Source organism: Epilithonimonas sp. JDS (genome assembly GCF_021261315.1).
GTDB lineage: Bacteria > Bacteroidota > Bacteroidia > Flavobacteriales > Weeksellaceae > Epilithonimonas.
Genome location: NZ_JAJSAX010000006.1, coordinates 1 through 21312, shown reverse-complemented (window position 1 = coordinate 21312; position 21312 = coordinate 1). Strand labels below are relative to the sequence as shown.

Annotated in this window: 25 protein-coding genes and 1 other RNA gene; 11 read left to right on the top strand and 15 right to left on the bottom strand. The window is 37.3% G+C overall.

Features of this window, described 5'->3' with window-relative positions:
• Positions 1-70: 70 nt before the first annotated feature.
• The 7 genes from LUD75_RS15065 to LUD75_RS15035 form a co-directional block, all read right to left on the bottom strand.
• Positions 71-1624 (bottom strand): flotillin family protein, encoded by a 1554-nt coding sequence (locus LUD75_RS15065; protein ID WP_232706661.1) that lies wholly within the window; start codon positions 1622-1624, stop codon positions 71-73.
• An 8-nt stretch (positions 1625-1632) separates the two neighbouring features.
• The gene (locus tag LUD75_RS15060; RefSeq protein WP_232706660.1) at positions 1633-2199 is read right to left on the bottom strand and encodes an NfeD family protein; all 567 of its coding nucleotides are present in this window, start codon (positions 2197-2199) and stop codon (positions 1633-1635) included.
• A 72-nt stretch (positions 2200-2271) separates the two neighbouring features.
• Positions 2272-3993 carry a ComEC/Rec2 family competence protein gene (locus LUD75_RS15055; RefSeq protein WP_232706659.1) on the bottom strand — a complete coding sequence of 574 codons (1722 nt, stop codon included), beginning with the start codon at positions 3991-3993 and terminating at the stop codon, positions 2272-2274.
• Between the two features lie 164 nt (positions 3994-4157).
• Positions 4158-4613, bottom strand: a complete 456-nt coding sequence (locus LUD75_RS15050; protein WP_232706658.1) for a DUF1569 domain-containing protein — start codon at positions 4611-4613, stop codon at positions 4158-4160.
• Positions 4613-5719: a lipid-A-disaccharide synthase gene (lpxB, locus tag LUD75_RS15045; protein WP_232706657.1), complete on the bottom strand. Its 1107-nt coding sequence runs from the start codon at positions 5717-5719 to the stop codon at positions 4613-4615. Before lpxB ends, LUD75_RS15050 begins: the two co-directional genes overlap by 1 nt.
• Positions 5720-5757: 38 nt before the next feature.
• Complete coding sequence (locus tag LUD75_RS15040) at positions 5758-6060, bottom strand: type II toxin-antitoxin system RelE/ParE family toxin (protein WP_232706656.1); 303 nt, start codon at positions 6058-6060, stop codon at positions 5758-5760.
• Complete coding sequence (locus tag LUD75_RS15035) at positions 6036-6266, bottom strand: hypothetical protein (RefSeq protein WP_232706655.1); 231 nt, start codon at positions 6264-6266, stop codon at positions 6036-6038. The genes LUD75_RS15040 and LUD75_RS15035 overlap by 25 nt, the downstream gene beginning before the upstream one ends.
• 54 nt (positions 6267-6320) lie before the next feature.
• Here LUD75_RS15035 and LUD75_RS15030 point away from each other — a divergent pair, with 54 nt between their 5' ends.
• Positions 6321-6830, top strand: a complete 510-nt coding sequence (locus LUD75_RS15030) for a DUF2480 family protein (protein WP_232706654.1) — start codon at positions 6321-6323, stop codon at positions 6828-6830.
• Positions 6831-6892: 62 nt separating this feature from the next.
• Complete coding sequence (locus LUD75_RS15025) at positions 6893-7546, top strand: DUF937 domain-containing protein (RefSeq protein WP_232706653.1); 654 nt, start codon at positions 6893-6895, stop codon at positions 7544-7546.
• Positions 7547-7600: 54 nt separating this feature from the next.
• On the opposite strand, the gene LUD75_RS19185 is transcribed toward LUD75_RS15025, so the two are convergent.
• Positions 7601-7786, bottom strand: a complete 186-nt coding sequence (locus LUD75_RS19185; protein ID WP_317207327.1) for a 30S ribosomal protein THX — start codon at positions 7784-7786, stop codon at positions 7601-7603.
• 379 nt (positions 7787-8165) lie between these two features.
• Between LUD75_RS19185 and aspS the strand changes: the two genes are divergently transcribed.
• From aspS to LUD75_RS14995, 5 genes are all read left to right on the top strand, one after another.
• Positions 8166-9920 (top strand): aspartate--tRNA ligase, encoded by a 1755-nt coding sequence (gene aspS / locus LUD75_RS15015; RefSeq protein WP_232706652.1) that lies wholly within the window; start codon positions 8166-8168, stop codon positions 9918-9920.
• A gap of 126 nt (positions 9921-10046) precedes the next feature.
• Positions 10047-10295, top strand: coding sequence for a type II toxin-antitoxin system ParD family antitoxin (locus tag LUD75_RS15010; protein ID WP_232706651.1), 249 nt, complete (start codon positions 10047-10049; stop codon positions 10293-10295).
• A complete protein-coding gene (locus tag LUD75_RS15005) occupies positions 10295-10588 on the top strand; it encodes a type II toxin-antitoxin system RelE/ParE family toxin (protein ID WP_232706649.1) in 294 nt (97 codons plus the stop codon). Before LUD75_RS15010 ends, LUD75_RS15005 begins: the two co-directional genes overlap by 1 nt.
• Before the next feature lie 177 nt (positions 10589-10765).
• Entirely contained in the window at positions 10766-12940 is a 2175-nt protein-coding gene (recQ, locus tag LUD75_RS15000) for a DNA helicase RecQ (protein ID WP_232706647.1), read from the top strand.
• A gap of 75 nt (positions 12941-13015) precedes the next feature.
• A complete protein-coding gene (locus LUD75_RS14995) occupies positions 13016-13498 on the top strand; it encodes a hypothetical protein (protein WP_232706646.1) in 483 nt (160 codons plus the stop codon).
• A gap of 63 nt (positions 13499-13561) precedes the next feature.
• Here LUD75_RS14995 and LUD75_RS14990 read toward each other — a convergent pair whose 3' ends face one another.
• Complete coding sequence (locus LUD75_RS14990) at positions 13562-14473, bottom strand: cupin-like domain-containing protein (protein WP_232706645.1); 912 nt, start codon at positions 14471-14473, stop codon at positions 13562-13564.
• Positions 14474-14547: 74 nt separating this feature from the next.
• Positions 14548-15276 (bottom strand): SDR family NAD(P)-dependent oxidoreductase, encoded by a 729-nt coding sequence (locus LUD75_RS14985; RefSeq protein WP_232706644.1) that lies wholly within the window; start codon positions 15274-15276, stop codon positions 14548-14550.
• A 149-nt stretch (positions 15277-15425) separates the two neighbouring features.
• Between LUD75_RS14985 and aroC the strand changes: the two genes are divergently transcribed.
• The 3 genes from aroC to LUD75_RS14970 all read left to right on the top strand — a co-directional run bounded on the left by aroC (position 15426) and on the right by LUD75_RS14970 (position 17766).
• Positions 15426-16487, top strand: coding sequence for a chorismate synthase (gene aroC, locus LUD75_RS14980; protein ID WP_232706643.1), 1062 nt, complete (start codon positions 15426-15428; stop codon positions 16485-16487).
• The gene (locus LUD75_RS14975) at positions 16487-17053 is read left to right on the top strand and encodes a thioredoxin family protein (RefSeq protein WP_232706642.1); all 567 of its coding nucleotides are present in this window, start codon (positions 16487-16489) and stop codon (positions 17051-17053) included. The genes aroC and LUD75_RS14975 overlap by 1 nt, the downstream gene beginning before the upstream one ends.
• Before the next feature lie 155 nt (positions 17054-17208).
• Positions 17209-17766 (top strand): TlpA disulfide reductase family protein, encoded by a 558-nt coding sequence (locus LUD75_RS14970; RefSeq protein ID WP_232706641.1) that lies wholly within the window; start codon positions 17209-17211, stop codon positions 17764-17766.
• Positions 17767-17861: 95 nt separating this feature from the next.
• On the opposite strand, the gene yajC is transcribed toward LUD75_RS14970, so the two are convergent.
• The 5 genes from yajC to LUD75_RS14945 form a co-directional block, all read right to left on the bottom strand.
• Complete coding sequence (yajC, locus tag LUD75_RS14965) at positions 17862-18191, bottom strand: preprotein translocase subunit YajC (RefSeq protein WP_232706640.1); 330 nt, start codon at positions 18189-18191, stop codon at positions 17862-17864.
• Between the two features lie 8 nt (positions 18192-18199).
• Positions 18200-18703, bottom strand: coding sequence for a DUF1573 domain-containing protein (locus tag LUD75_RS14960; RefSeq protein ID WP_232706639.1), 504 nt, complete (start codon positions 18701-18703; stop codon positions 18200-18202).
• A 23-nt stretch (positions 18704-18726) separates the two neighbouring features.
• On the bottom strand, positions 18727-19632 hold the full coding sequence (locus tag LUD75_RS14955) for a transcription antitermination protein NusB (RefSeq protein ID WP_232706638.1): 906 nt from the start codon (positions 19630-19632) through the stop codon (positions 18727-18729).
• Between the two features lie 83 nt (positions 19633-19715).
• Positions 19716-20399: a beta-carotene 15,15'-monooxygenase gene (locus tag LUD75_RS14950; protein ID WP_232706636.1), complete on the bottom strand. Its 684-nt coding sequence runs from the start codon at positions 20397-20399 to the stop codon at positions 19716-19718.
• On the bottom strand, positions 20392-20886 hold the full coding sequence (locus LUD75_RS14945; RefSeq protein WP_034979829.1) for a sigma-70 family RNA polymerase sigma factor: 495 nt from the start codon (positions 20884-20886) through the stop codon (positions 20392-20394). Before LUD75_RS14945 ends, LUD75_RS14950 begins: the two co-directional genes overlap by 8 nt.
• Positions 20887-21121: 235 nt before the next feature.
• Between LUD75_RS14945 and rnpB the strand changes: the two genes are divergently transcribed.
• Positions 21122-21312, top strand: an RNA gene (gene rnpB, locus LUD75_RS14940) — RNase P RNA component class A; the annotation flags it as partial.

The window sequence follows — 21312 nt, the reverse complement described above, 5'->3', positions numbered from 1 at the left end:
AAGAGATGCGGAGTTTTTTTGAAAGCGTAATCATATTGATTTTAAGAAAACGCGATGTTTTTAAATAATATTAAGAATGCCCTGCGCCATCATCCGCTTTCGGTGGCGTTTCGGTTTTCACTTCTTTGACTTCTACCACTTGTTTTTCTTCTTCGCCTTTCAGATAACTCGGAAGATTTAGTCCAGCCATATTGAAAAGATCGTTGAGTGGTGGCACGGTTTTCATCATTCCGGAAACGAAATTCGCAGTGGAATTGTTACCATCTGCATTGTTGCCACTATCCCAAACGGTTACTTTATCAATCTTGATATTCTTCACGGCTTCCACTTGGGTCTTCACCAATTCAGGTAGTTTTTCAATTAATAACAACTGGAATGCGCTGTTCGTATCACCGCCAGCCGCTTGGATGATCCTGTCGTAACCTTCAGCTTGCTTGGTCAAGATCTCATATAGACCTTTTGCTTCCGCTTCCATTTTTGCAAAGATAGCGTCAGCTTCACCTTTGGCCTGAAGTCTAATTTTCTCAGCTTCGGCCTGTGCATCGATGATGGCTTTTTGTTTGGCGATCTCTGCAGGAACCACGATGTTGGCTTGTTGTGTCGAGCGTTCTCTTTCTGCTCTGGCAGTTTCTGCTTTTTGCTCGGCAACGTAGGATTCTTCCAAAGATCTTGCAGATTGCACTTTCTCAGCAGCAGTCGCAATTCTTAAAGCTTCTGCTTCTTTTTCTCTTCTTTCGGCATCAGAATTGGCGATGGTGATTTTCGCCTCATTCTCTCCTTTTACCGCGATCGAGTTGGCCAATGATGTGGCGATCCTCGCTTCTTTTGCCGCTTCCGCTTTTCCGATGGCTTCATCTTTTCCAGCAGCAGCAATACTTACTTCTCTGTCTTTTTGCGTGATGGCGATCTTCACATCACGATCTCTTTGCGTTTCAGCGATCTGTGTATCTTTTTCTCTGTCGGCAATTGCTTTCCCGGTTTCCCCGATTTTGGTTTGCTCAGCTACGGAAATAATCGCTTCGTTGATTGCTTTCGCTGCAGCTTCTTTACCCAAAGCCTCGATGTAGCCTGACTCATCTCTGATATCGGTCACGTTGACGTTGATCAGTTTAAGACCTATTTTCTTAAGTTCTGTATCAACGTTTTTGGAGATATTATCCAAGAATTTATCTCTGTCTGTATTGATCTCTTCAATCGTCATCGTTGCAATGACCAAACGAAGCTGACCAAACAAGATATCTTTGGAAAGTTCCTGGATCTGCTCCTGCGAAAGACCCAACAATCGTTCTGCGGCATTTCCCATCGTATCTGGTTCTGTAGAGATTGCGATTGTAAATCTACAAGGCACATCCACACGAATGTTTTGACGGGAAAGGGCATTGGTCAAATTGGCCTCGATAGAAATCGGCTTCAAATCGAGATAAGCAAAATCCTGGATCACAGGCCAAACAAACGCACCTCCACCGTGGATACATTTGGCAGAGCTGCCGCCGGTTTTACCATAGATCACCAAGATCTTGTCAGACGGACAACGTTTGTAGCGCGAGATCAGCGCCAAGAATGTTACAAATAATACGAATACACCGACCAAAATCAGAATAAATGTTCCATTAATCATTTCCATATATGTTATTAAATTTTTTCTACAATTAGTACTTTTTCTTCCACACGGATAATCCTTACCAAAGATCCAGAAGCGATCTCTCCCGTTTCTGTGATGGCCAACAATTCGTGATTGGTTCCATTAAGAGAAACCTGGATCTTTCCGTTGCCAGATCTAGCCTCGGGAATTCTGAGATAGACTTCGGCAGTCTTGCCAATTAGTTTATTGATATTAAAAGTGTTGTCTTCGGTCAATTTTAAGATTTGCTTAATGACCACAAAGAAGATGACCACAAACAAAATCCCGACAAGCGCTGCCAGAATAATTAAAAACATCTGATTCTGAATGCTATGGAAAAAGGCTACACCAGTCCAGCCAAATCCCATCAGAAAATTGATCAGATTCCGGAAAGAAAATAATTGGAAAGGCCCGTGAACGGCATCCAGATTCCCATCGAAGTCGGCGCCCAAGCCATCGCTGAGGTCGGTCCCGATGATTGTAAAAATAAGTTGAAGCAGAAAAATGAGACTAGCGATAATGGCTACCCACCAGAAGGATTGTTGCAAAGTGCTCATCCCATCAAAGAAATCCATCATAGTTTATTTTGTTTTTTCTAAAAATACATATTTCTTATGAAAACCGCAAAACTTTATTTATAAAAACTATAATCATTCTATATTATATTGCTTTCCTCCGTACACAAAAGCTTCAGAATCTTCAGGATAGTATTTGATATCGTAATCGGAAATGCGCCTGGAAACCAAATAAGGATTGATGACAAAATCTTTAATTTTCTCTTCATTCTTATTTTCCTTAAGCCAGAAAACAATTTGACTTTTCTTTTTAATGCTGATGATTTTTTCTTTATAAAAATGATGAACAAGAACTTCTTCTTTCTCAAAATTACAATAATTAAAACCAATTCTCAATCCGCAAAGTAATAACAGACAAAAGCTGAAGCGTAGCACATATTTCAAATTAAAGAAATCTTTGATTAAGAATTTCAGGAAATAGATTCCCAAAAGTAAAGCTCCAACTTCCAAAATATTTAACGGAATATTATTATTCATCAACGATTCAAAGCTGGAAAACCAGTGAATGGCTTTCAAAACATAAATGATAAACGCATCGAAAATCTGGAATATCAAGAGATATTTCATTCCAAAAGCGATGGCAATTACCCTTAACAAAGATGAGATAATGATAATTTCGGAAAGTGGAATGATGAGCAAATTCGCGAAAATGGACACCAACGAAAATTGATGGAAATAATAAATCGCCAATGGCAAAGTCGCTATCTGCGCAGAAAAAGTCATCGCTGTAATGCTGTAAACGAAATCTTCCAGCCAATATCTTGGTTTCCGAAATAATTTTTTAATCGGTCCAGATAACCACCAAATTCCCAAAACTGCGACATAACTCAATTGAAATCCGACATCGAAAAACTGATTAGAATCGACAATTAAAAGAATGAACGCCGACAACGCCAAAGAATGCAACAAATCGGATTTCCGTTGCAACAAAACCATTACATAATAACAAGAGATCATCAAACAACTCCGCATCACAGAGCTTCCGTAATCGATAAATATAGCAAAAGCCCAAATCAAAGCTAGACTAAGAATTATTGAAAACTTCCGAAACTTGACTGGAATAATTTGATTCAAAACAAACAAAGTCATCCAAAAAATAATTACCATATGCGAACCGGAAATCGCCAACAAATGCACCAAACCAGTTTGATTGAAATCGTTTACCGTTTCTTTGTCCATCTCAGTTCTGTCTGACAAAATAATACCTTTCAAAAATTCCTGAATCTTTGGAGAAAGTGGCGTTTGATTGATTTTATTGAGAATCTCAAGACGCTTTTGTCGAATTTCATCAGAAAAAGAAACTTCGGTTTTTGGAGTTTTTAGAATTTCATTTGGCAGGTAGGCTTGCAGATAAACCTCCTGTCTTGCGAGATATTTTTTATAATCAAATTGAAAATTATTATTAATTTCTTCTGGCTGATGAATGTAAACTTCTGCATTATAAAAATGGTTAAAATCCAATTGTTCCTGTTCTTTTGGAATACTGAGAACCGTTTTGATTGGCGAGAAATCTTTAATTTCGTTTGAAGGAATTGCTAAGATTTCAACGAAATATCTTCTGTTCTTTTCATTGGAATTCAGTTTTTTGCTGAGTTGAAAAACAATATTTTCTTTTTCTTTTAAAGTTGGAATTGCTGGCTTGTGAGAATTTTGAAAATGTAGGAAAATTCCTATTGAGAAAAAGAAAAACCCTAGAAAGAAATATTTTGCCTTCTGGAAAAATGAAGATTTGATGAGGATTGAAATTAATGAAATACTGGAGAAAACCAGCAAAGCAAAAATAGTTAATTTACTCAAAATCAAATACTCTTGGAGAAGAATTCCAAGTATGAGACAGAGTACTAAAATGAGCAAAGGTTGTTTGTTCATCTTTGATTTGTGTTTTTATAAATCTACAAATTAAATTTATAAAAATCTGAATGTCTCGGAAAATTTGCGAAAAATTTTAAAACAAAAAGACTCTATTTCAAAATATCATCCACAATTTTCAAATGGTGATTGCTGTGAAGCCACAAAAAACGAAATGTTGTTTTCCTATCAAAATCGCCTAAAAAAGGATGTGTAATAAATGATTTTTCTGGAAGATTTTCAACAGCTTTCAATCTTTCTTTTGCCCGATTAATCAATTTCAAAATACTTTCCCGAGTTGGAACTTCTAATGGAATGAATTGTTTTGGTGCTCGTATTTTTCCTCTTGGAATCATTCCAAAATTCAGAAAGACAAATTTCTTCAAACTAAATTTCGGATTATAATCTTTAGGATTTGTCATCGTCAAACCTTTCAGACTGCTGTTCAGAATCAACAACAAATGTTCGAGATGCCAACCAACCGAAGCTTTGGAAACTTTCTCATTTGTCACATCAATTTTGGATAAAAGTAATTCTATTTTTTGAAGTTGTATTTCGATTTTATCCATTATTTCAAGTTTACGATGATTTCCGATGCATTATTGCTCGCGCCACTTCCGCCTAATTTTGAACGCAAAATCTCGTAGTCATTCAAAACTTGTTCGCGTTTTTCTGTATTGAGGATTTTATTGAGTTCTTTGACCAAGTTAGTCGTATTCAATTCATTTTGAATCAATTCCGTGACCACTTCTTTGTCCATTATCAAATTGACCAGCGAAATGTATTTGATATTTTTGATGAGACGTTTTCCAATTTCGTAGGAAATTCGGCTTCCTCGATAGCAGACGACTTCTGGGATATTGAGCAAAGCCGTTTCCAAAGTTGCAGTTCCGGACGTTACCAAAGCGCCTTTGGAACATCTCAACAAATCATAAGTTTTGTTGGAAACAAAATGAACATCAGCATCTACAAACTGCTCATAGAAATCTTTCTCCAAGCTCGGCGCACCAGCTATTACGAACTGATAATCAGTAAAATGACTTCTTACAGACAACATCAATTCCAGCATCTTTGTGACTTCCTGCTTCCTCGAACCAGGCAAAAGGGCGATGATTTCTTTTTCGTTAAGATTGTTTTCTGATTTAAATTTTTGAATATCAACAAGTTGCAAGCCTTCAATCGCATCAAGCAACGGATGACCTACGAAATGTGTTTCTATGCCGTGTTTCTTATAAAAATCCTTTTCGAATGGGAGAATGACAAGCATTTCGTCCACATATTTCCGGATGGTTTCCACACGACCTTCTTTCCAAGCCCAAAGTTGTGGCGAAATATAATAAACCACTTTGATTCCCAAATCTTTGGCAAACTTTGCAATCCTCAAATTGAATCCTGGATAATCTACCAAAATCAACATATCTGGTTTGTATTCCTGAATGTCTTTTTTGCAAATTTTGATATTGTTGAGAATGGTCCCAAGATTTTGAACCACTTCCAGAAAACCCATAAACGCGAGGTCGCGGTAATGTTTGACCATAGTTCCGCCTTGCTTCTGCATCAAATCGCCACCCCAAAAACGGAATTCTGCGTTCTGGTCTTTCTGTCTGATGGCCTTCATCAGGTTGGAAGCGTGCAAATCGCCGGAAGCCTCTCCTGCAATAATGTAATATTTCAAGGGTTAGATTTTGGTTTTTAATAAATAGTAAATAATTTTTAAAGACTTAAGCTGTCAGGATTTTGATGAGCTTCCCAGACTCCGGAAACTAAGATGACATCATCGAAAATTTCATAAATCAACAAACAATTGCGAACGATAACCGTTCTTACATTTTCGACAGATGTTCTTCTTCCAAGGAAAGGATTAATAGAAATCTGCTTCATTTTCTCATTGAAAAAATTATTTAATTTTCGACTGTAAATTGTTGATTTATTTCGAAGATTCCAATATTTGAAGATTTCCCTTTTATCTTTTTTTGCCCGAAAAGACCATATTACTTCTCTTGCTCCCGAAACCATTCTTCCATCTCTTTAGCTTCTAGTTCCTGTGAAGTGAATTTTCCTTTATTATATTCGGCTTTTGCTTCTTTTAGTCTAAGAAGCTGCTCGTCAGAAAGAATATAAATATCTTCTTCAAGGATTTTTTCTATTTTTTCCAGAACAGATTCATCCGAAATATCGATTTTTTCTTTAATTAATTTTTTGCGTTCAAGTGTAGTCATCATTTTTAAGTTTTAAAAATTTTTAAACTAAATTTGTTTATTCAAAGTTATAAAAAAATGACAGAAGATTTCGAGATTAAAAATAAAGTAGCAGGAAGCGGATTGGTGAATTTTGATATTACCGACCTATATCCGAAGGGGAAAAGGTTGGGAATCGACATCAAGGATTTCCTTTGGGAAGGGATGATTTTGAAGGAAAAAGACTTCCGCGAAAAAATTGCGAACATCGATGCAGAGGTTTATAGAGACGCTTATGTTTACATCTATTGCTCTGAGGATGTGATTATTCCGTTGTGGGCTTATTTTCTAATTACGTCCAAAGTTACAGACCCTGCGAAAAAAGTGGTTTTTGGAAACCGTGAGGATTTGGAAGTTTTGCTAATGCATAATGCGATTCAAACCTACGATTTCTCTGAACTGCGAGACAAACGTGTGCTGGTAAAGGGTTGTAGCGATGAATCGATTCCGAACAATGCTTACGTGGAATTGGTGGAACAACTGAAACCGCTTGTGAAATCTTTGATGTTTGGGGAAGCGTGTAGCAATGTTCCGATTTTTAAAAATTAATCGCATTTAATTTAGAAGATCTAATCAAAATTTTTATCTTTGATTTCAAACAAAAACATATTATGAGTTTATTAGACCTTATCACAGGAAGTACAGGCAACCAGGTTGCAGAACAAGCTGAGAACAAATTCGGAATCAGCAAAAATCAAATCATCGCACTTTTGATAGTTGCTGCGCCTTTGGTCATCAGCTATTTGAAGAAAAAATCAGAAAACACTGACGAAGCAGACAAACTAAATGCAACGCTTGACAAACACCACGACGGAAGCATCTTAAACAATCCTGCGCAAGCACTAGACAGAGAGCAAGAAGGCGACTCTATCCTAAGCCACATCTTCGGAGGCGAGAAAGCTACTGTGGAAAACCAACTTTCACAAAATACCGGAATTTCTATGGACAAAATTGGACCAATCTTGGCAATGTTGGCGCCCGTAATTATGGGTTACATTGGTCAGCAAAAGCAAGCCAACAACGTGACTTCTGGCGGTGGATTGGGAGATTTGCTTGGCGGAATCCTTGGCGGTTCTGCTCAAGAAGCACAGGCATCCAACAATCCTTTGAGTGATATTTTAGGAAGCGTACTTGGCGGTGCAACGCAATCTTCCGGAGGCGGATTGGGCGACATTCTTGGAAGTGTTCTAGGCGGAGGAAATCAGCAACAACAATCTCAGCAAGGGGGACTTGGTGGATTACTAGGCGGACTTTTCGGAAAATAAAAGATTACACTACAAATACAAATCGGGCTCGTAAAATTTACGAGCCCGATTTTTTTATTTTTCTTCAGTTTCCTTTGGTTTTTCAGCCTTGGCTTTCGTCGCCTTCAGCTTTGGTTCTGCTTTTTCTTTTGCTGGCTTTTCCGCCACTACTACAGTTTTCGAGGCTTTTCTAAGTCTGGATTTTCCATAACTTCCTCGCGCGATTTTTCCTTTGGTAGATTTTTGGTCTCCTCTTCCCATAATAATTAAATATTTGATTTCCACTAAATTACAACAATTTTCCGAGACCACCAAGAATTCGGGCGTGTCCCTCGCATTGGCGTGTCATCCTGAGGTTCTCGAAGGGCAACCACTCGGGCCGGGCTATCCGTTAATATCTTTTTTCCCATCCGCCAATTCCATCCGCCACAAAAAAGGATATCCACTACACCCGAGGCGCTAGCCGAACTGTACGAAGTAAATCCCTCACGCGCTTCGCCCCGATTGAAATTATTTACGTCAAAAATGGACAATTATGTACATATTTGCCGTATTCTCTATTCATATTATTATCTTTGCACTCGGAAATTAGACGACTAAATGTCTAATCTCTAAAGTCTAACATCTAACATCTAAAAAAATGTTCCGTACACACACAAACGGCGAACTGACGCTGAAAAATCTGAATGAAAAAGTAACACTTTCCGGCTGGGTACAAACCATCCGCGACAAAGGTTTTATGATTTGGATAGATTTGCGAGACCGTTACGGCATCACACAATTGGTTTTGGACGAGGACAGAACTTCCAAAGAACTTTTAGAAACCGCTAAGAAACTCGGCCGTGAGTTCGTCATCAAAGTAGAAGGAACCGTTATCGAACGTACTTCCAAAAACCCAAAGATTGCAACGGGCGACGTAGAAATCTTAGTTGAAAATCTAATCATATTAAATGAATCTCAATTGCCACCCTTCACCATCGAAGACGAAACCGACGGTGGCGAAGAATTGAGAATGAAATACAGATACCTCGACATCCGAAGAAATCCGGTAAAAGACAAACTGATTTTCCGTCACAAAATGGCGCAGAAAGTAAGAAATTATCTTTCCGAAGAGGGCTTCATCGAGGTTGAAACGCCGGTTTTAATTAAATCTACTCCGGAAGGCGCGAGAGATTTTGTTGTGCCAAGCAGAATGAATCCGGGACAATTTTACGCATTACCACAATCGCCACAAACTTTCAAACAGTTATTGATGGTCGGTGGAATGGACCGATATTTCCAAATCGTAAAATGCTTCCGTGATGAGGATTTGCGTGCTGACAGACAGCCGGAATTCACCCAAATCGATTGCGAAATGGCGTTTGTAGAGCAGGAAGATATTATGAATGTTTTCGAAGGAATGACGAAAGTTCTTTTGAAAGACATTACAGGAAACGAATTCGGAGATTTCCCAAGAATGACCTTCGCAGATGCGATGCAGAAATATGGAAACGACAAACCGGACATCCGTTTCGGAATGGAATTTCACGAATTGAATGACTTAACAAAAGGAAAAGATTTCAAAATATTCGACGAGGCAGAATTGGTAGTCGGAATCAATGTTGAAGGCATTGCAGATTACACCAGAAAACAAATCGACGAATTGGTGGATTGGGTAAAACGCCCTCAAATTGGCGCAACAGGATTGGTTTGGATTAAATTCCAAAATGATGGTGTTGTGACTTCGTCTGTCAATAAATTCTATTCTGAAGAAGATTTAAAGAAAATCACAGAAGAATTCGGAGCAAAAGCTGGAGATTTAATGTTCGTAATGTCCGGAAACGCAGACAAAGTGAGAACGCAACTTTCCGCTCTTAGAATGGAACTCGGAAACCGTCTTGGACTCAGAAAAGGAAACGAATTTGCACCACTTTGGGTTGTAGATTTCCCGTTGTTGGAATTTGATGAAGAAAGCGGACGTTACCACGCAATGCACCACCCTTTCACGTCTCCAAAAACAGAAGATTTCCACCTGTTGGAAACCGACCCAGGAAAAGCAAGAGCCAACGCATACGATTTGGTTTTAAACGGAAACGAAATTGGTGGCGGCTCTATCAGGATTTTTGATAAAGATTTGCAGTCGAAAATGTTTGACCTTTTAGGATTCTCAAAAGAAGAAGCAGAAGCGCAATTCGGATTCCTGATGAACGCCTTCAAATATGGTGCTCCGCCTCACGGAGGTTTGGCGTTCGGATTTGACCGTTTGGTAGCGATTTTGGATGGAAACGAGGTGATTAGAGATTACATCGCTTTCCCGAAAAATAATTCTGGGCGAGATGTGATGATTGATGCGCCGGCGCCGATTCATCAGGAACAGCTGACAGAACTGGAACTTAAATTAGATTTAAAATCATAAATTAGAAGCGGGAATTTTTTTCTCGCTTTTTTAATATCAACAATATTCAAAAATTTCTACGCAATTAAATTTGGAAAAAATACCAAAACTTGGTACATTAGGTTTTAGAAATTAAATGATAAAGTTATGGCTAAAAATACTTCGATTTTACTGGGCGATTATTTCGACAATTTTATCAATTCACAAATAAAAACGGGAAAGTATTCTTCCACAAGTGAAGTTGTAAGAGCCGCTTTGCGATTGTTTGAATACGAAGAAATCAAGAAATCTGAATTAATTAAAGAACTTAAAAAAGGTGAAAAATCCGGGTTTTCTGTAAATTTTAATCGTGAAGATTTCAAAGAAAATATACGTCAAAAATATGCTGCTGAATAATGAATTATAAAATCAGTAAACAGGCTGAGATTGATTTAGAAAATATTTGGCTCTATACTTTTGAAGAATGGTCTATGGAGCAAGCTGATTATTATTTTGATTTACTGATGGACGAGATTGAATATATTTCCGAAAATCCGAAATCAGGAACGGATTATAGCAACGTAAGAAAAGGATATTTCCGTACTAGAATAAAATCTCATTTTATATTTTACAAAATCAATTTACAAGAAGAAAAAATAGAAATTATAAGAATTCTTCATCAACAAATGGATGTTGTTTCGCATTTTTAATCATATTTAACTGTAATTTTGGTTCTAAATATCAGTGGTTTGGTAAAAAGCATTTACGCTCAAATGAAAAAATTTAATTCAGGACTTTATAATTGACCTCATAGTTTTAAAAAATTATGAGGTTTTTAATTTACTTAAACAACAGATTTTCATTATTTTTACTAAAACACAAATTCTATGAAATCTCCACTAGAAATACTCCAACAATATTTCGGCTACGACAATTTCCGTCTCGAACAAGCAAACGCAGTTCAAAATGTAATTGAAAAAAAAGATACGTTTGTTTTGATGCCAACTGGCGGTGGTAAATCACTTTGCTACCAAGTTCCAGCGTTGGTTTTGGATGGAACTGCGATTGTGATTTCGCCTTTGATTGCTTTGATGAAAGACCAAGTTGATGCGTTGCGCGTGAACGGAATTTCGGCTTCGTACATCAATTCTTCGATGAGTGTTTATGAGCAAAATGAAACTTTAAACCAATTAAAAAACGGTAAGCTCAAACTTTTATATGTAGCGCCGGAAAAATTGAGTGCTGATAATGGTGCGTTTTTAAAATTGCTGAATGAGGTCAATATTTCCCTGTTTGCGATAGATGAGGCGCATTGTGTTTCACATTGGGGTCACGATTTTCGTCCGGATTATTTGTTTTTAAATGGAATTAAAAAGCAATTTCCAGAAGTCCCAATCATCGCATTGACGGCAAGTGCAGACGAAATCACAAGGAAAGACATCATCAAACAACTGAATCTTCAAAATCCGCTGGTTTTAATTTCTTCTTTCGACAGAGCGAATATCAAATATTTTGTTCAGCCGAAACAATCGGTCTTCCAAAACATCATTCAATACCTCAATGAACATCCGAACGATTCGGGAATCATCTACTGTTTATCGAGAAAAGGAACGGAAGAAATGTCGAATAATTTGCGAGAAAATGGCATCAACTCGGCTTTTTATCACGCCGGACTTTCTTCTATGGAAAGAGCGAAAGTTCAGGAAGATTTTTTAAAGGATAAAACTCGGGTGATGGTTGCGACGATTGCCTTTGGAATGGGAATCGACAAGAGCAATGTCCGTTTTGTAATGCACGCAGATTTGCCCAAAAATATTGAAAGTTACTATCAAGAAACGGGAAGAGCTGGACGAGACGGTTTGCCGAGTGAAGCGATTTTGTTTTATTCATTTGCCGATGTGATAAAATTGAGAAGATTTGCAATGATAGAAGGCAACGAAGAGCAATCTGAATTGATGTTGCAAAAGCTGAAACAAATGTCCGACTTTGCCGAAATGCAAAAATGCCGACGACAATACTTGATGGAATATTTTGGCGAAAAACACGATGGAAACTGCAATTCCTGCGATTTTTGCTTGAGCGAATTTGAAACTTGGGACGCAACAACTGATGCTCAAAAATTATTGAGTGCGATTTTTAGGTTGAAGGAACGATACGGAAAAAACTTAATCATTGATTTTCTGCGAGGTTCAAAAAGTGTGAAAATTACAGATTCGATGCGCAGTTTGCCAACTTATGGCATTGGAAATAATCAGGATAAAAATTATTGGCAAAACTTGATAAGACAATTATTGATTAATGGTTTTTTGAATGAATCGAATGAAGAATTTTCTGTTTTAAAGCTGAATGAAGAGAGCAAATTGGTTTTATTTAAAGATAAAAAAGTCACTTTCCGAAAAGTAAAAGAACAAGCCAAAGCCGTCGTTGTTGCTGAAGTTGAGAACGATTATTCAGCTCCAGACTTTGATGCAAATGAAGATTTGTTTGCGGAACTAAGAACTTTAAGACGAGAAATTGCCGAACGAGAAAATGTTCCACCGTATGTCATTTTCTCTGATGCAACTTTGCTGGAATTGTCAACTTATCTTCCAAATTCCAAAGAGGAATTAAGTCAAATTAGCGGTTTCGGAGCTTTTAAAATTGAAAAATATGGTGAGATATTTTTGACTCCGATTACAGATTATTGCAACATTCATAGTTTGACTAGTAAAGTCATCGAGAAAAAACCGAAGAAAAAACGAGACCCCCAAAAGACGAATCCCAAGACATCTGGAACTTTTGCGACAACTTTTGAGATGTACAAAGACGGAAAAACTATCGAAGAAATCGCTAAAATCAGAAATCTGTCTATCAACACTATTCAAAATCATTTAGCAAATTTTGTAGCAACTGGAAAAATAGAAGCCGACGAATTAATGGATATGAGCAAAATAGAACCGATTCTCGAAATTGCAAAATCCCAAACCATTCCATCTTTAAAAGCCATCAAAGAGGAATTAGGCGAAGGTTTTTCTTATTTTGACATTCATATTGCGATGGCTTATCATCAATCTCAGCAATAAAGAAGCGCAAAATATTTTTATCTCTTTTTATACTTTGAATATAAAATTTTGCTAATTTTATAAAAAAGACAAACTATGAAAAAAGCAGCGATTTTTTTGATACCAATTCTTCTTTTGGTAGGTTGTAAAAAGGGCGACGAATTTGCGCTCAATGAAAAAGTAGCAAATGAATTTCTCAAGGAAATGAGTGCGCTCGACGAATTCGAATCGAAATATTTTTCAGATTCCAGCGCATTAGCAAAAGCACCTTCTGCAGAAACTGCCGTCGAGGTCAAAGATGCAATCAAGCTTTCGGAAGACGCAAGTGCAGGTTTGAAGAATATTGCAGGCACTTCGGTGAGCCCGGAAGCGATGCCTTTTTATAAGGGAGCTTTGGAATATATCGATGCAGTAAATGCACAAGGTCAGGCTGCCAAAGACTTTTTCACCGAATCTGATCCGAGAATGAGAGAAGGCTCTTACGAACTTATAATAGAAAATTTCAAAAAATTAAAGTCAAAACCAGACAGCATTCTCGCCATCCAAAAAGTTTATCTTGATAAAGTTGGGATTAAATAAATTAAAACAAAAAGCCAAAGATTCGGAAATCTTTGGCTTTTCTATTATGTTAATGTTAGTGATTCAAAAGTGAATTGGAATATCCGGAATATCTTCCAAAACATGTCTTCCCTCAATTCTATCAATAGCATTTTGAGCTCTTTTTTTAGCAACGGAAACTTTGTAATCGAACCATTGTTCTTTGAAAAGTTTTCGCATCAGATTATCAAAATGTTGTGTAATTACCAGATTTTTGAAACCTCTCCATTTTTCTATCAATTGAAAAGGCAAAGCTCTGACAGAGATTGAATAACCTTCTGTTTCATATTGGATAAAATGCCACCAGCCAGACGGCATATAAAGTGTTTGCCCAGGTTTCAGAACTGCTTCGTATCCATCAAGATATTTCAGACCAGGAAATTCTTTCTGAGAAGACGTTTTCAAATTAGCGATGCTGTGAAAATTATAGGGTAATTTATAAATCAAATCTGATTGACTTAACGGAAACAACCAAACTTTTTTAATGCCTTGATATTGAGTCAAGAAAACGTGTGACATATCGATATCAACGTGGTTTCTAGTATTGGAACCTTGTCCACCGAAGAACATAAAAGGCAGCCAAGACAAGACTTTGCCTTTCGTAATATCTTTATAAATGACATCTTTCTTGAGTTCTGGTTTGATGGTCAAAAGATTGAACAGGAACAATCTGTATTTTGTTTTTTCTCGGCTTATCAAATCCAGATATTCAGAAAATTTCATTCTGGCCAATGGTTTACTCGCCGCTCTGTCAAGAGAATGGATTTCTTCACCATAGACATCTACTTCATTATTCCCTGCAATTTCTTTGAAATAATCATAATTCCAGTTTTTGAGAGCCGGACTTTCCGCGTCGATAAAGTCTTCTATAATGACCGGAATATTGGGTTTCATAAACTTCGAAGTAAATTCTTCGGAATTATAATTTCGAATTCTGCCTATCTCTTTTAACTTCATAATCGATGATTAAAGGGACAAAAGTAGAAATAAATTCAATTCATACCAAAAAAGTATGAGTTAAAGTTTGATTTCTAAGGCAACTTTGCTACGAGAAACTCCGGAGACAATTTCAAAATCCAATAGATGATTTTCCATTTCCAATTGGGAACGATGGTAAAAGAATTGCCAGCATTCACGATATGTTTCGCCACATAGTCAGGTTCCATTAATAACGATTTGTTCAAATCCAAACCAGCATTGATTTTTGTATTAATGTAACCGCTTACCAGAACATTCACCGTAATTTTCCTTGAATTCAATTCTTGTCGAAGGCCAGCTAAATATTGTGTAAAGGCAGATTTTGTGCTTCCATAAACAAAGTTGCTTTTCCGACCACGAACACCGGAAAGCGAGGAAAGTCCAATGATTCTTTCAATATTTTTATTATTAATATCAGTCGCAATAATATTTAAAATTGAAACTGCGCCAACATAATTCGTCTTCATCATTTCAAAAGTGCCTTCGAAGTTTCTTAAAGCTTCCTGATTTTCAACTAAAAACCCTGCTGCATAAACCACGATATTTGGTTTGATAGATAATTCATCATAAAATTTTTGGTGAGAAGAAAAATCTGTTGCGTCAAAATATTTGATTTCAATTTTTGATTTATCTAATTGATTTTCATTGATGAAATTTTCCAAGGAACCTAAATTTCTGGAAGATGCAATGATGGAAATGCCTTTCGACAAATATTGCAAAATACATTGTTTCGCCACATCAGAATTGGCACCGAGAATCAGAACAGTTTTATTGGAATTCATATGGTAAAAATAGAGATTAGAAGTCAGATTTTAGATATCAGTACATTTTAAAATCCGTAAATTTGTACTTATTAAAGAAATCGGAGCAATTAGAAAATATATTTAGTTTAAAAATCTAGCCTCTAATTTCTCACATCTAACTTCTATTTATGTTTAATGTTTTAGGAAACTTTTTGACGCTTTCTTCGTTCGGCGAAAGTCACGGAGAAGCTTACGGCGGAATTATCACCAATTTTCCGGCTGGTCTGGAAATCGATATTGAGAAAGTTCAGCTCGAGCTTGACCGCAGAAAACCAGGACAATCCGCAATTGTAACACAAAGAAAGGAAGGCGATAAAGTTCGATTTTTATCCGGGATTTTTGATGGAAAATCCACAGGAACGCCAATTGGATTCATTGTTGAAAATGAAAACCAACGTTCCAAAGATTACGACCATATTGCTCAAGCATATCGCCCGAGTCACGCCGATTATACTTATGACCAGAAATATGGCATCCGAGATTATCGTGGTGGCGGAAAATCTTCTGCTCGTGAAACTTTGAATTGGGTGGTTGCAGGCGCATTAGCAAAACAACTTTTACCCGAGATTGAAATCAACGCTTACGTTTCTTCTGTTGGCGAAATATTCTGTGAAAAACCTTATCAGGATTTAGATTTTTCTAAAACCGAAAACAACATCGTCCGTTGTCCAGATGAGGAAACGGCCGAGAAAATGATTGAAAGAATCAAAGAAATCAAAAAAGAAGGCAATACGATTGGCGGAACTGTAACTTGCATTATCAAAAATGTTCCCGTTGGATTGGGCGAACCGATTTTCAATAAACTTCACGCCGAATTAGGCAAAGCAATGCTAAATATCAACGCTTGCAAAGGTTTTGAATATGGAAGCGGATTTTGTGGCGCGAAGATGACAGGAAAGCAACACAACGACCTTTTCAACCAAGATGGAACAACACAATCCAATCTTTCCGGCGGAATCCAAGGTGGAATTTCGAATGGCATGGACATCTATTTTCGTGCGGCTTTCAAACCCGTTGCTACGATTCTTCGTCCGCAGGAAAGCATCAATAAAAATGGCGAATCTGTGACTGTGGAAGGCAAAGGAAGACACGACCCTTGTGTGGTTCCAAGAGCTGTCCCGATTGTGGAAAGTCTCGCTGCATTTGTTTTGGCAGATATGTATTTAATTAATAAAACCAGAAAAATATAATGGATATCAAATCATTTTGGGACGATGCTGTTTCTTACACAGAATATCTAAGGGAAGCTGGAGAAAGGCTGGGAAATCCAAAGAATTCGCAGGAATCTGATTACGCAGAATATTACCGATTGGGAATCCAGAGGATGAACAGAATGTGGGAAAAATATCTTCCAAATTCTGAGCAGGTGGCGACTTTGGCTAATAAGAATTTCAATGGTAAAATATTGATCATTTCTGAAGCTTGGTGCGGCGACGCGAGTCAGGTGATTCCGGTTGTGGTCAAGTTTTTTGAGCAGTTTGAGATCAGGATCTCTTACCGTGACCAGGAACCAAGTTTGATTGATGACTATTTGGTAAACGGCGGAAAGTCGATTCCGATCGTGATTTTCCTTGATGAAAACTTCAATGAGATCGCACATTGGGGACCGAGACCAAAACACGGCACTGAACTTCTGAATAAACATAAAGCGAATCCGGAAGCATTCACGAAAGACCAATTCTATGTGGAATTGCAAACGTATTATGCTAAAAACAGAGGTTTCGATACGGTAGAGGAACTTCTGGAATTGTTGTAAATTTCAATCGGGAGACGAATCCTGCGTAAGGGATAGTAACGGATATCCTTCTGCTTGCCTTGCCAGGCAAGTAGAAGATAGTAGTGGATAGCCCGACCCGAGCGGCTGGCCCTAGTGTTGGCGAGGGATACGCCCCAATTTTTAATATTATTGTTATGAATTTTCTAAGAAAAAATATTGTTTACTTCATTTTACTGATCGTCTTGCTGGCTTTTATGACCATCAAGCCACTTAGGGATTTTGTGTCGGAACAAATTGCGATGAGTCCGACGGTTTCCAAGATCAATAATGAAACTTTGCTTGCAGACGAGGTTTTGGACATCGATTTGAAAGGCATCAACACGAGCAGTACGAATCTGAAAAATCTGCGTGGAAAGGTTTTGTTCCTTAATTTTTGGGGAACTTGGTGTCCGCCGTGCAGAACGGAATGGCCCACGATACAGAAACTATACGACCTGAAAAAAGATAAACTGGAATTCGCCCTGATCGCGATGCAGGACCAAGAGGAAGATGTGAAAAAATTCCTGAAGGAAAATAATTATACTGTTCCGGTTTATATTGCTGAAAGTCCTTTGGACCCGAAAATTTTGCCGGTTGCTTTTCCCACAACTTATTTAATTGGAAAAGATGGCAGGATTTTGAAAAAGGAAGACAGCTCGATGGATTGGAGCAAGGATTCTATCTTGGAATTCATTGAAAATGTGACGAAATAGCAATTGGCTTTTGGCTATTAGCTTTTTAAAATATAAGTCAAAAAAAGGGCACATAATTTAATAATTACGTGCCTTTTTATATTTAGAAAAATTTCTTATTTCTTCACTTCTCCGAAAGTTTCCGGGAATCTTGCTGCTGTGAAATCTTTTGAGATTGCAGCTTTTTCGAACTTTAATTTTCCACTTAGAGTTTCGATAACCACACCGTCATCTGCAATGCTGAAGATCTTGCCGTGCATTCCGGAAGTAGTCACTACTCTTGCACCTGGTTTCAAAGCTTCCTGGAAATTCTTTTCCTGCTTTTGTTTTTTCATCTGAGGACGAATCATCAGAAAATAAAATCCAACAACCATCAAACCGATCATAATTAATGTCGGAGTCATAGATTGTGCTGGTGCTGCTGCTTGTAAAAATACTGTTAGCATAATTTTTATTATTGAGTAATGTTAGCCGAGAAAGTCAATCTTACCGGTGCTTTTTCTACGTTTACGAAAACGTCTGCCACTTTGTTAACTGCTCCATCAAAATTTGTTGAGTCGAAATGCAAAGTGATTTTTCCTTTTTTACCTGGCAAAATTGGTTCCTTTGTAAAATCCGGAACTGTACATCCACAACCTGGTTTTACGTTTGAGATGATTAGTGGATTGGTTCCTGTATTGGTTACTTCGTAGATATGTTCTACTTTTTCTCCTTTTTTGATATCGCCAAAATTATGATCAGTTTCGCTGAAAGCAATTGTTGTCAATGGTTTGCTTTGCGCTTCTTTTACCAGTGCGGCATCTTCCGGATTTACTGATTCCTGAGACATTGCTTCTACCACAGTACTTGCCTGAGCAGAATCTACGCCTGGAATATGGTCTAAAGTTTTTTCCTCTTTTTTACAAGAAAAAGTCAATGTGCAAAGTGCTGCGATAGCTAATATTTTGATTGATTTCATAAGTAAATATTATTTATTTGAAATTATACTCGGTTTGTATCCTTTGTGTATTTGTCCAAAACACCGTTGATAAAGATATTGGATTTTTCGGTTCCGTAGACTTTGGAAATATCGATATATTCATTGATGATAATTCTGGAAGCAGTCAATGGGAAATTGTCAAGCTCTGTAATCGCTGCGATCAGGACGATTCTGTCTAGTAGAGAAATTCTGTCCAATTCCCAGTTCACAAGACGTTCCTGCAGTTTTTTCTCAGATTCTTCCCAATTGTTAAGCGAAGATCTCAAAAGCTTTCTAGCGAATTCTTCGTCTTCATCATCTTTGAGCATTTTGATAAGGGTGTGAGAAGGTTCGTTTTCTTTCATAAAACCAATGGTTTTCTGAATCATAGAATTGGAAATGTGAAGATCATCTGCCCAGGACATTTCTTTTTCCTCAAATCTATCGTGCAAATCACTATTTTCTGCAACATATCTCAGGAAAAGTTTTCCAATGAATTTCTGATCGTCCTCGAAAGAGATTTCTCCGTCTTCCATATAATCCTGATAACGTTTTCCTGCTTTGATGCGTTGGAATGTTTTTACCAGAATCGGATCATTAGAATCCCAGATGAGGTCTTTATGTCTGCTGGAGAAACTTCTTCTCTCCTCATTGTCTTCCAACTGAATCAGAACTTGATTTCTTACCAATTTCTGATTTGGATTTTCATTCTCCGTGGTTTTGATGTATTTGTTTTTCCCGATTTCTATCTGATCCTCTGTCAAACTCTTGAGACCAACCATAAAGTTGAGCGTGTAGATGTACAGATTGTAGATTTTGTTGATTTCTGAGAACATATTTTTCTCAACGACTTCAAACCTGATCGGGTTTTGATAGTAAGCATAGAGCGATTCTACAACTTTTTCACGGATTTGTCTTCTTCCCAGCATTTCAAAGATCTTTTATTGGGTGCAAAGATAAGGAAAATGTCTCAAATCTTAGTCTAATGATAATCAATAATGTATGACAATTATCAAAACTTTTCAGAATCGATTTGTTCTAGCTGGGTGAGGTTTTTGGAAAGTCTTTTCAATAAAATACCATAAGCCAGCTTGTAATAAAGCAGAATCAGAATAATACAAATCAACAAACTGAAAATGACGCCCGTAATCAATCCCCAGAACGTTGGATTATCGATATGAATATTCTGTTTCTTGATTGTAAAAACAATAAAGCTTGTAAAACTTCCGATGAAAAGTATCAGCAAAAATATATTACTGAATATAAACAGATTGACAGTCTTCTTGAAATGGATAATGTGCGTGATAAATTTTTTCAGGTTGGATTCTACATTAATCTTTTTATAATTAAGATAAAAAATTACAACGAAAACGCCGGTTATGATTAAACTGAAAATCTTCATTAAATAATAAATCCTGTCCAAAGAAAATTCAACTTCATTTTGATTTCTGATCTGAAGTTTGTTGAGAATACTTGTAAAATCTGTCTGGAAATCGTTAGAAAATAAAGCAATAAAATTAATCAATCCAAAGATTACAAATTCTGCAATACTGATCCAAAGAATATACTTGACGTAATTCCTTGATTTTTTATTAAGCATAGATTCGATTTCATTCTGATCATAGCCGTCAGCAATCTCCTGGTCTTGCCAGGTTTTCTTTAGCGAATCGATATCAAAATCTTCTTGGTTAGGCATGCTTTATCATTAATTCTTTTAATACTTTCTTCAATCTGTTCATTTTTACGCGTGCATTTACTTCTGTGATTCCCAATGTTTCAGCAATTTCTTTGTAAGGCTCATCGTCCAGGTACATCATTACGATGGCTCTTTCGACATCCGGCAGAAGTTTGATAACCTTGTACAAAAGCGAAATCTGCTGCTGTTTTTCATCATTATCTTCAAGGAAATCTTTGCTGTGGAAATCCTGAAGTTCGTCCGTCTGTGGCTGTCTGGTCTTCTTTCGGAATAAGGTGATGGCCGTATTCAAAGCCACACGGTACATCCACGTCGAAATTTTAGAATTACCTTGGAATGAGTCGTACGATTTCCAAAGTTGTAACACGATTTCCTGAAAAAGATCTTCCTGATCTTCCAGAGAATGGGTATAAAGGCGCGAGACTTTGATGATAAGTCCCTGGTTATCCTTTATTAATTTAGAAAAAGCTTTCTGTTTGTTCTCCATTCCGCGAACGAAGATAAGGATTTTACGAAAAATAATAGAAGATAATATCAATATGATAAATATTTGGGCATCTTAACCGGCTCTCACTACTCGCTATCCTAAAAAGCCAAAGCTAATATCCGAAGCTATTTTCAGGATGAGCTCAAACATGCCGTTCCATCCGGGATGCGCTTCGCAAGGAAGAACATTCGCATTCTATTAGAAACTCAAACAATATTTTGTACTTTTGCACCTCAGAGAAGCGTGGCTTGTTGATCCAGATTCAATCTGGGTAGGAAAGTCCGGACACCATAGGGCAGCATAGCGGATAACGTCCGTCATTCGTGAGAGTAGGACAAGTGCAACAGAAAGCAAGTACAGTTCGGCTGTAGTGAAACCAGGTAAACTCTATGCGGTGCAATGCTAAGTATATCATCAGTTAAGTTC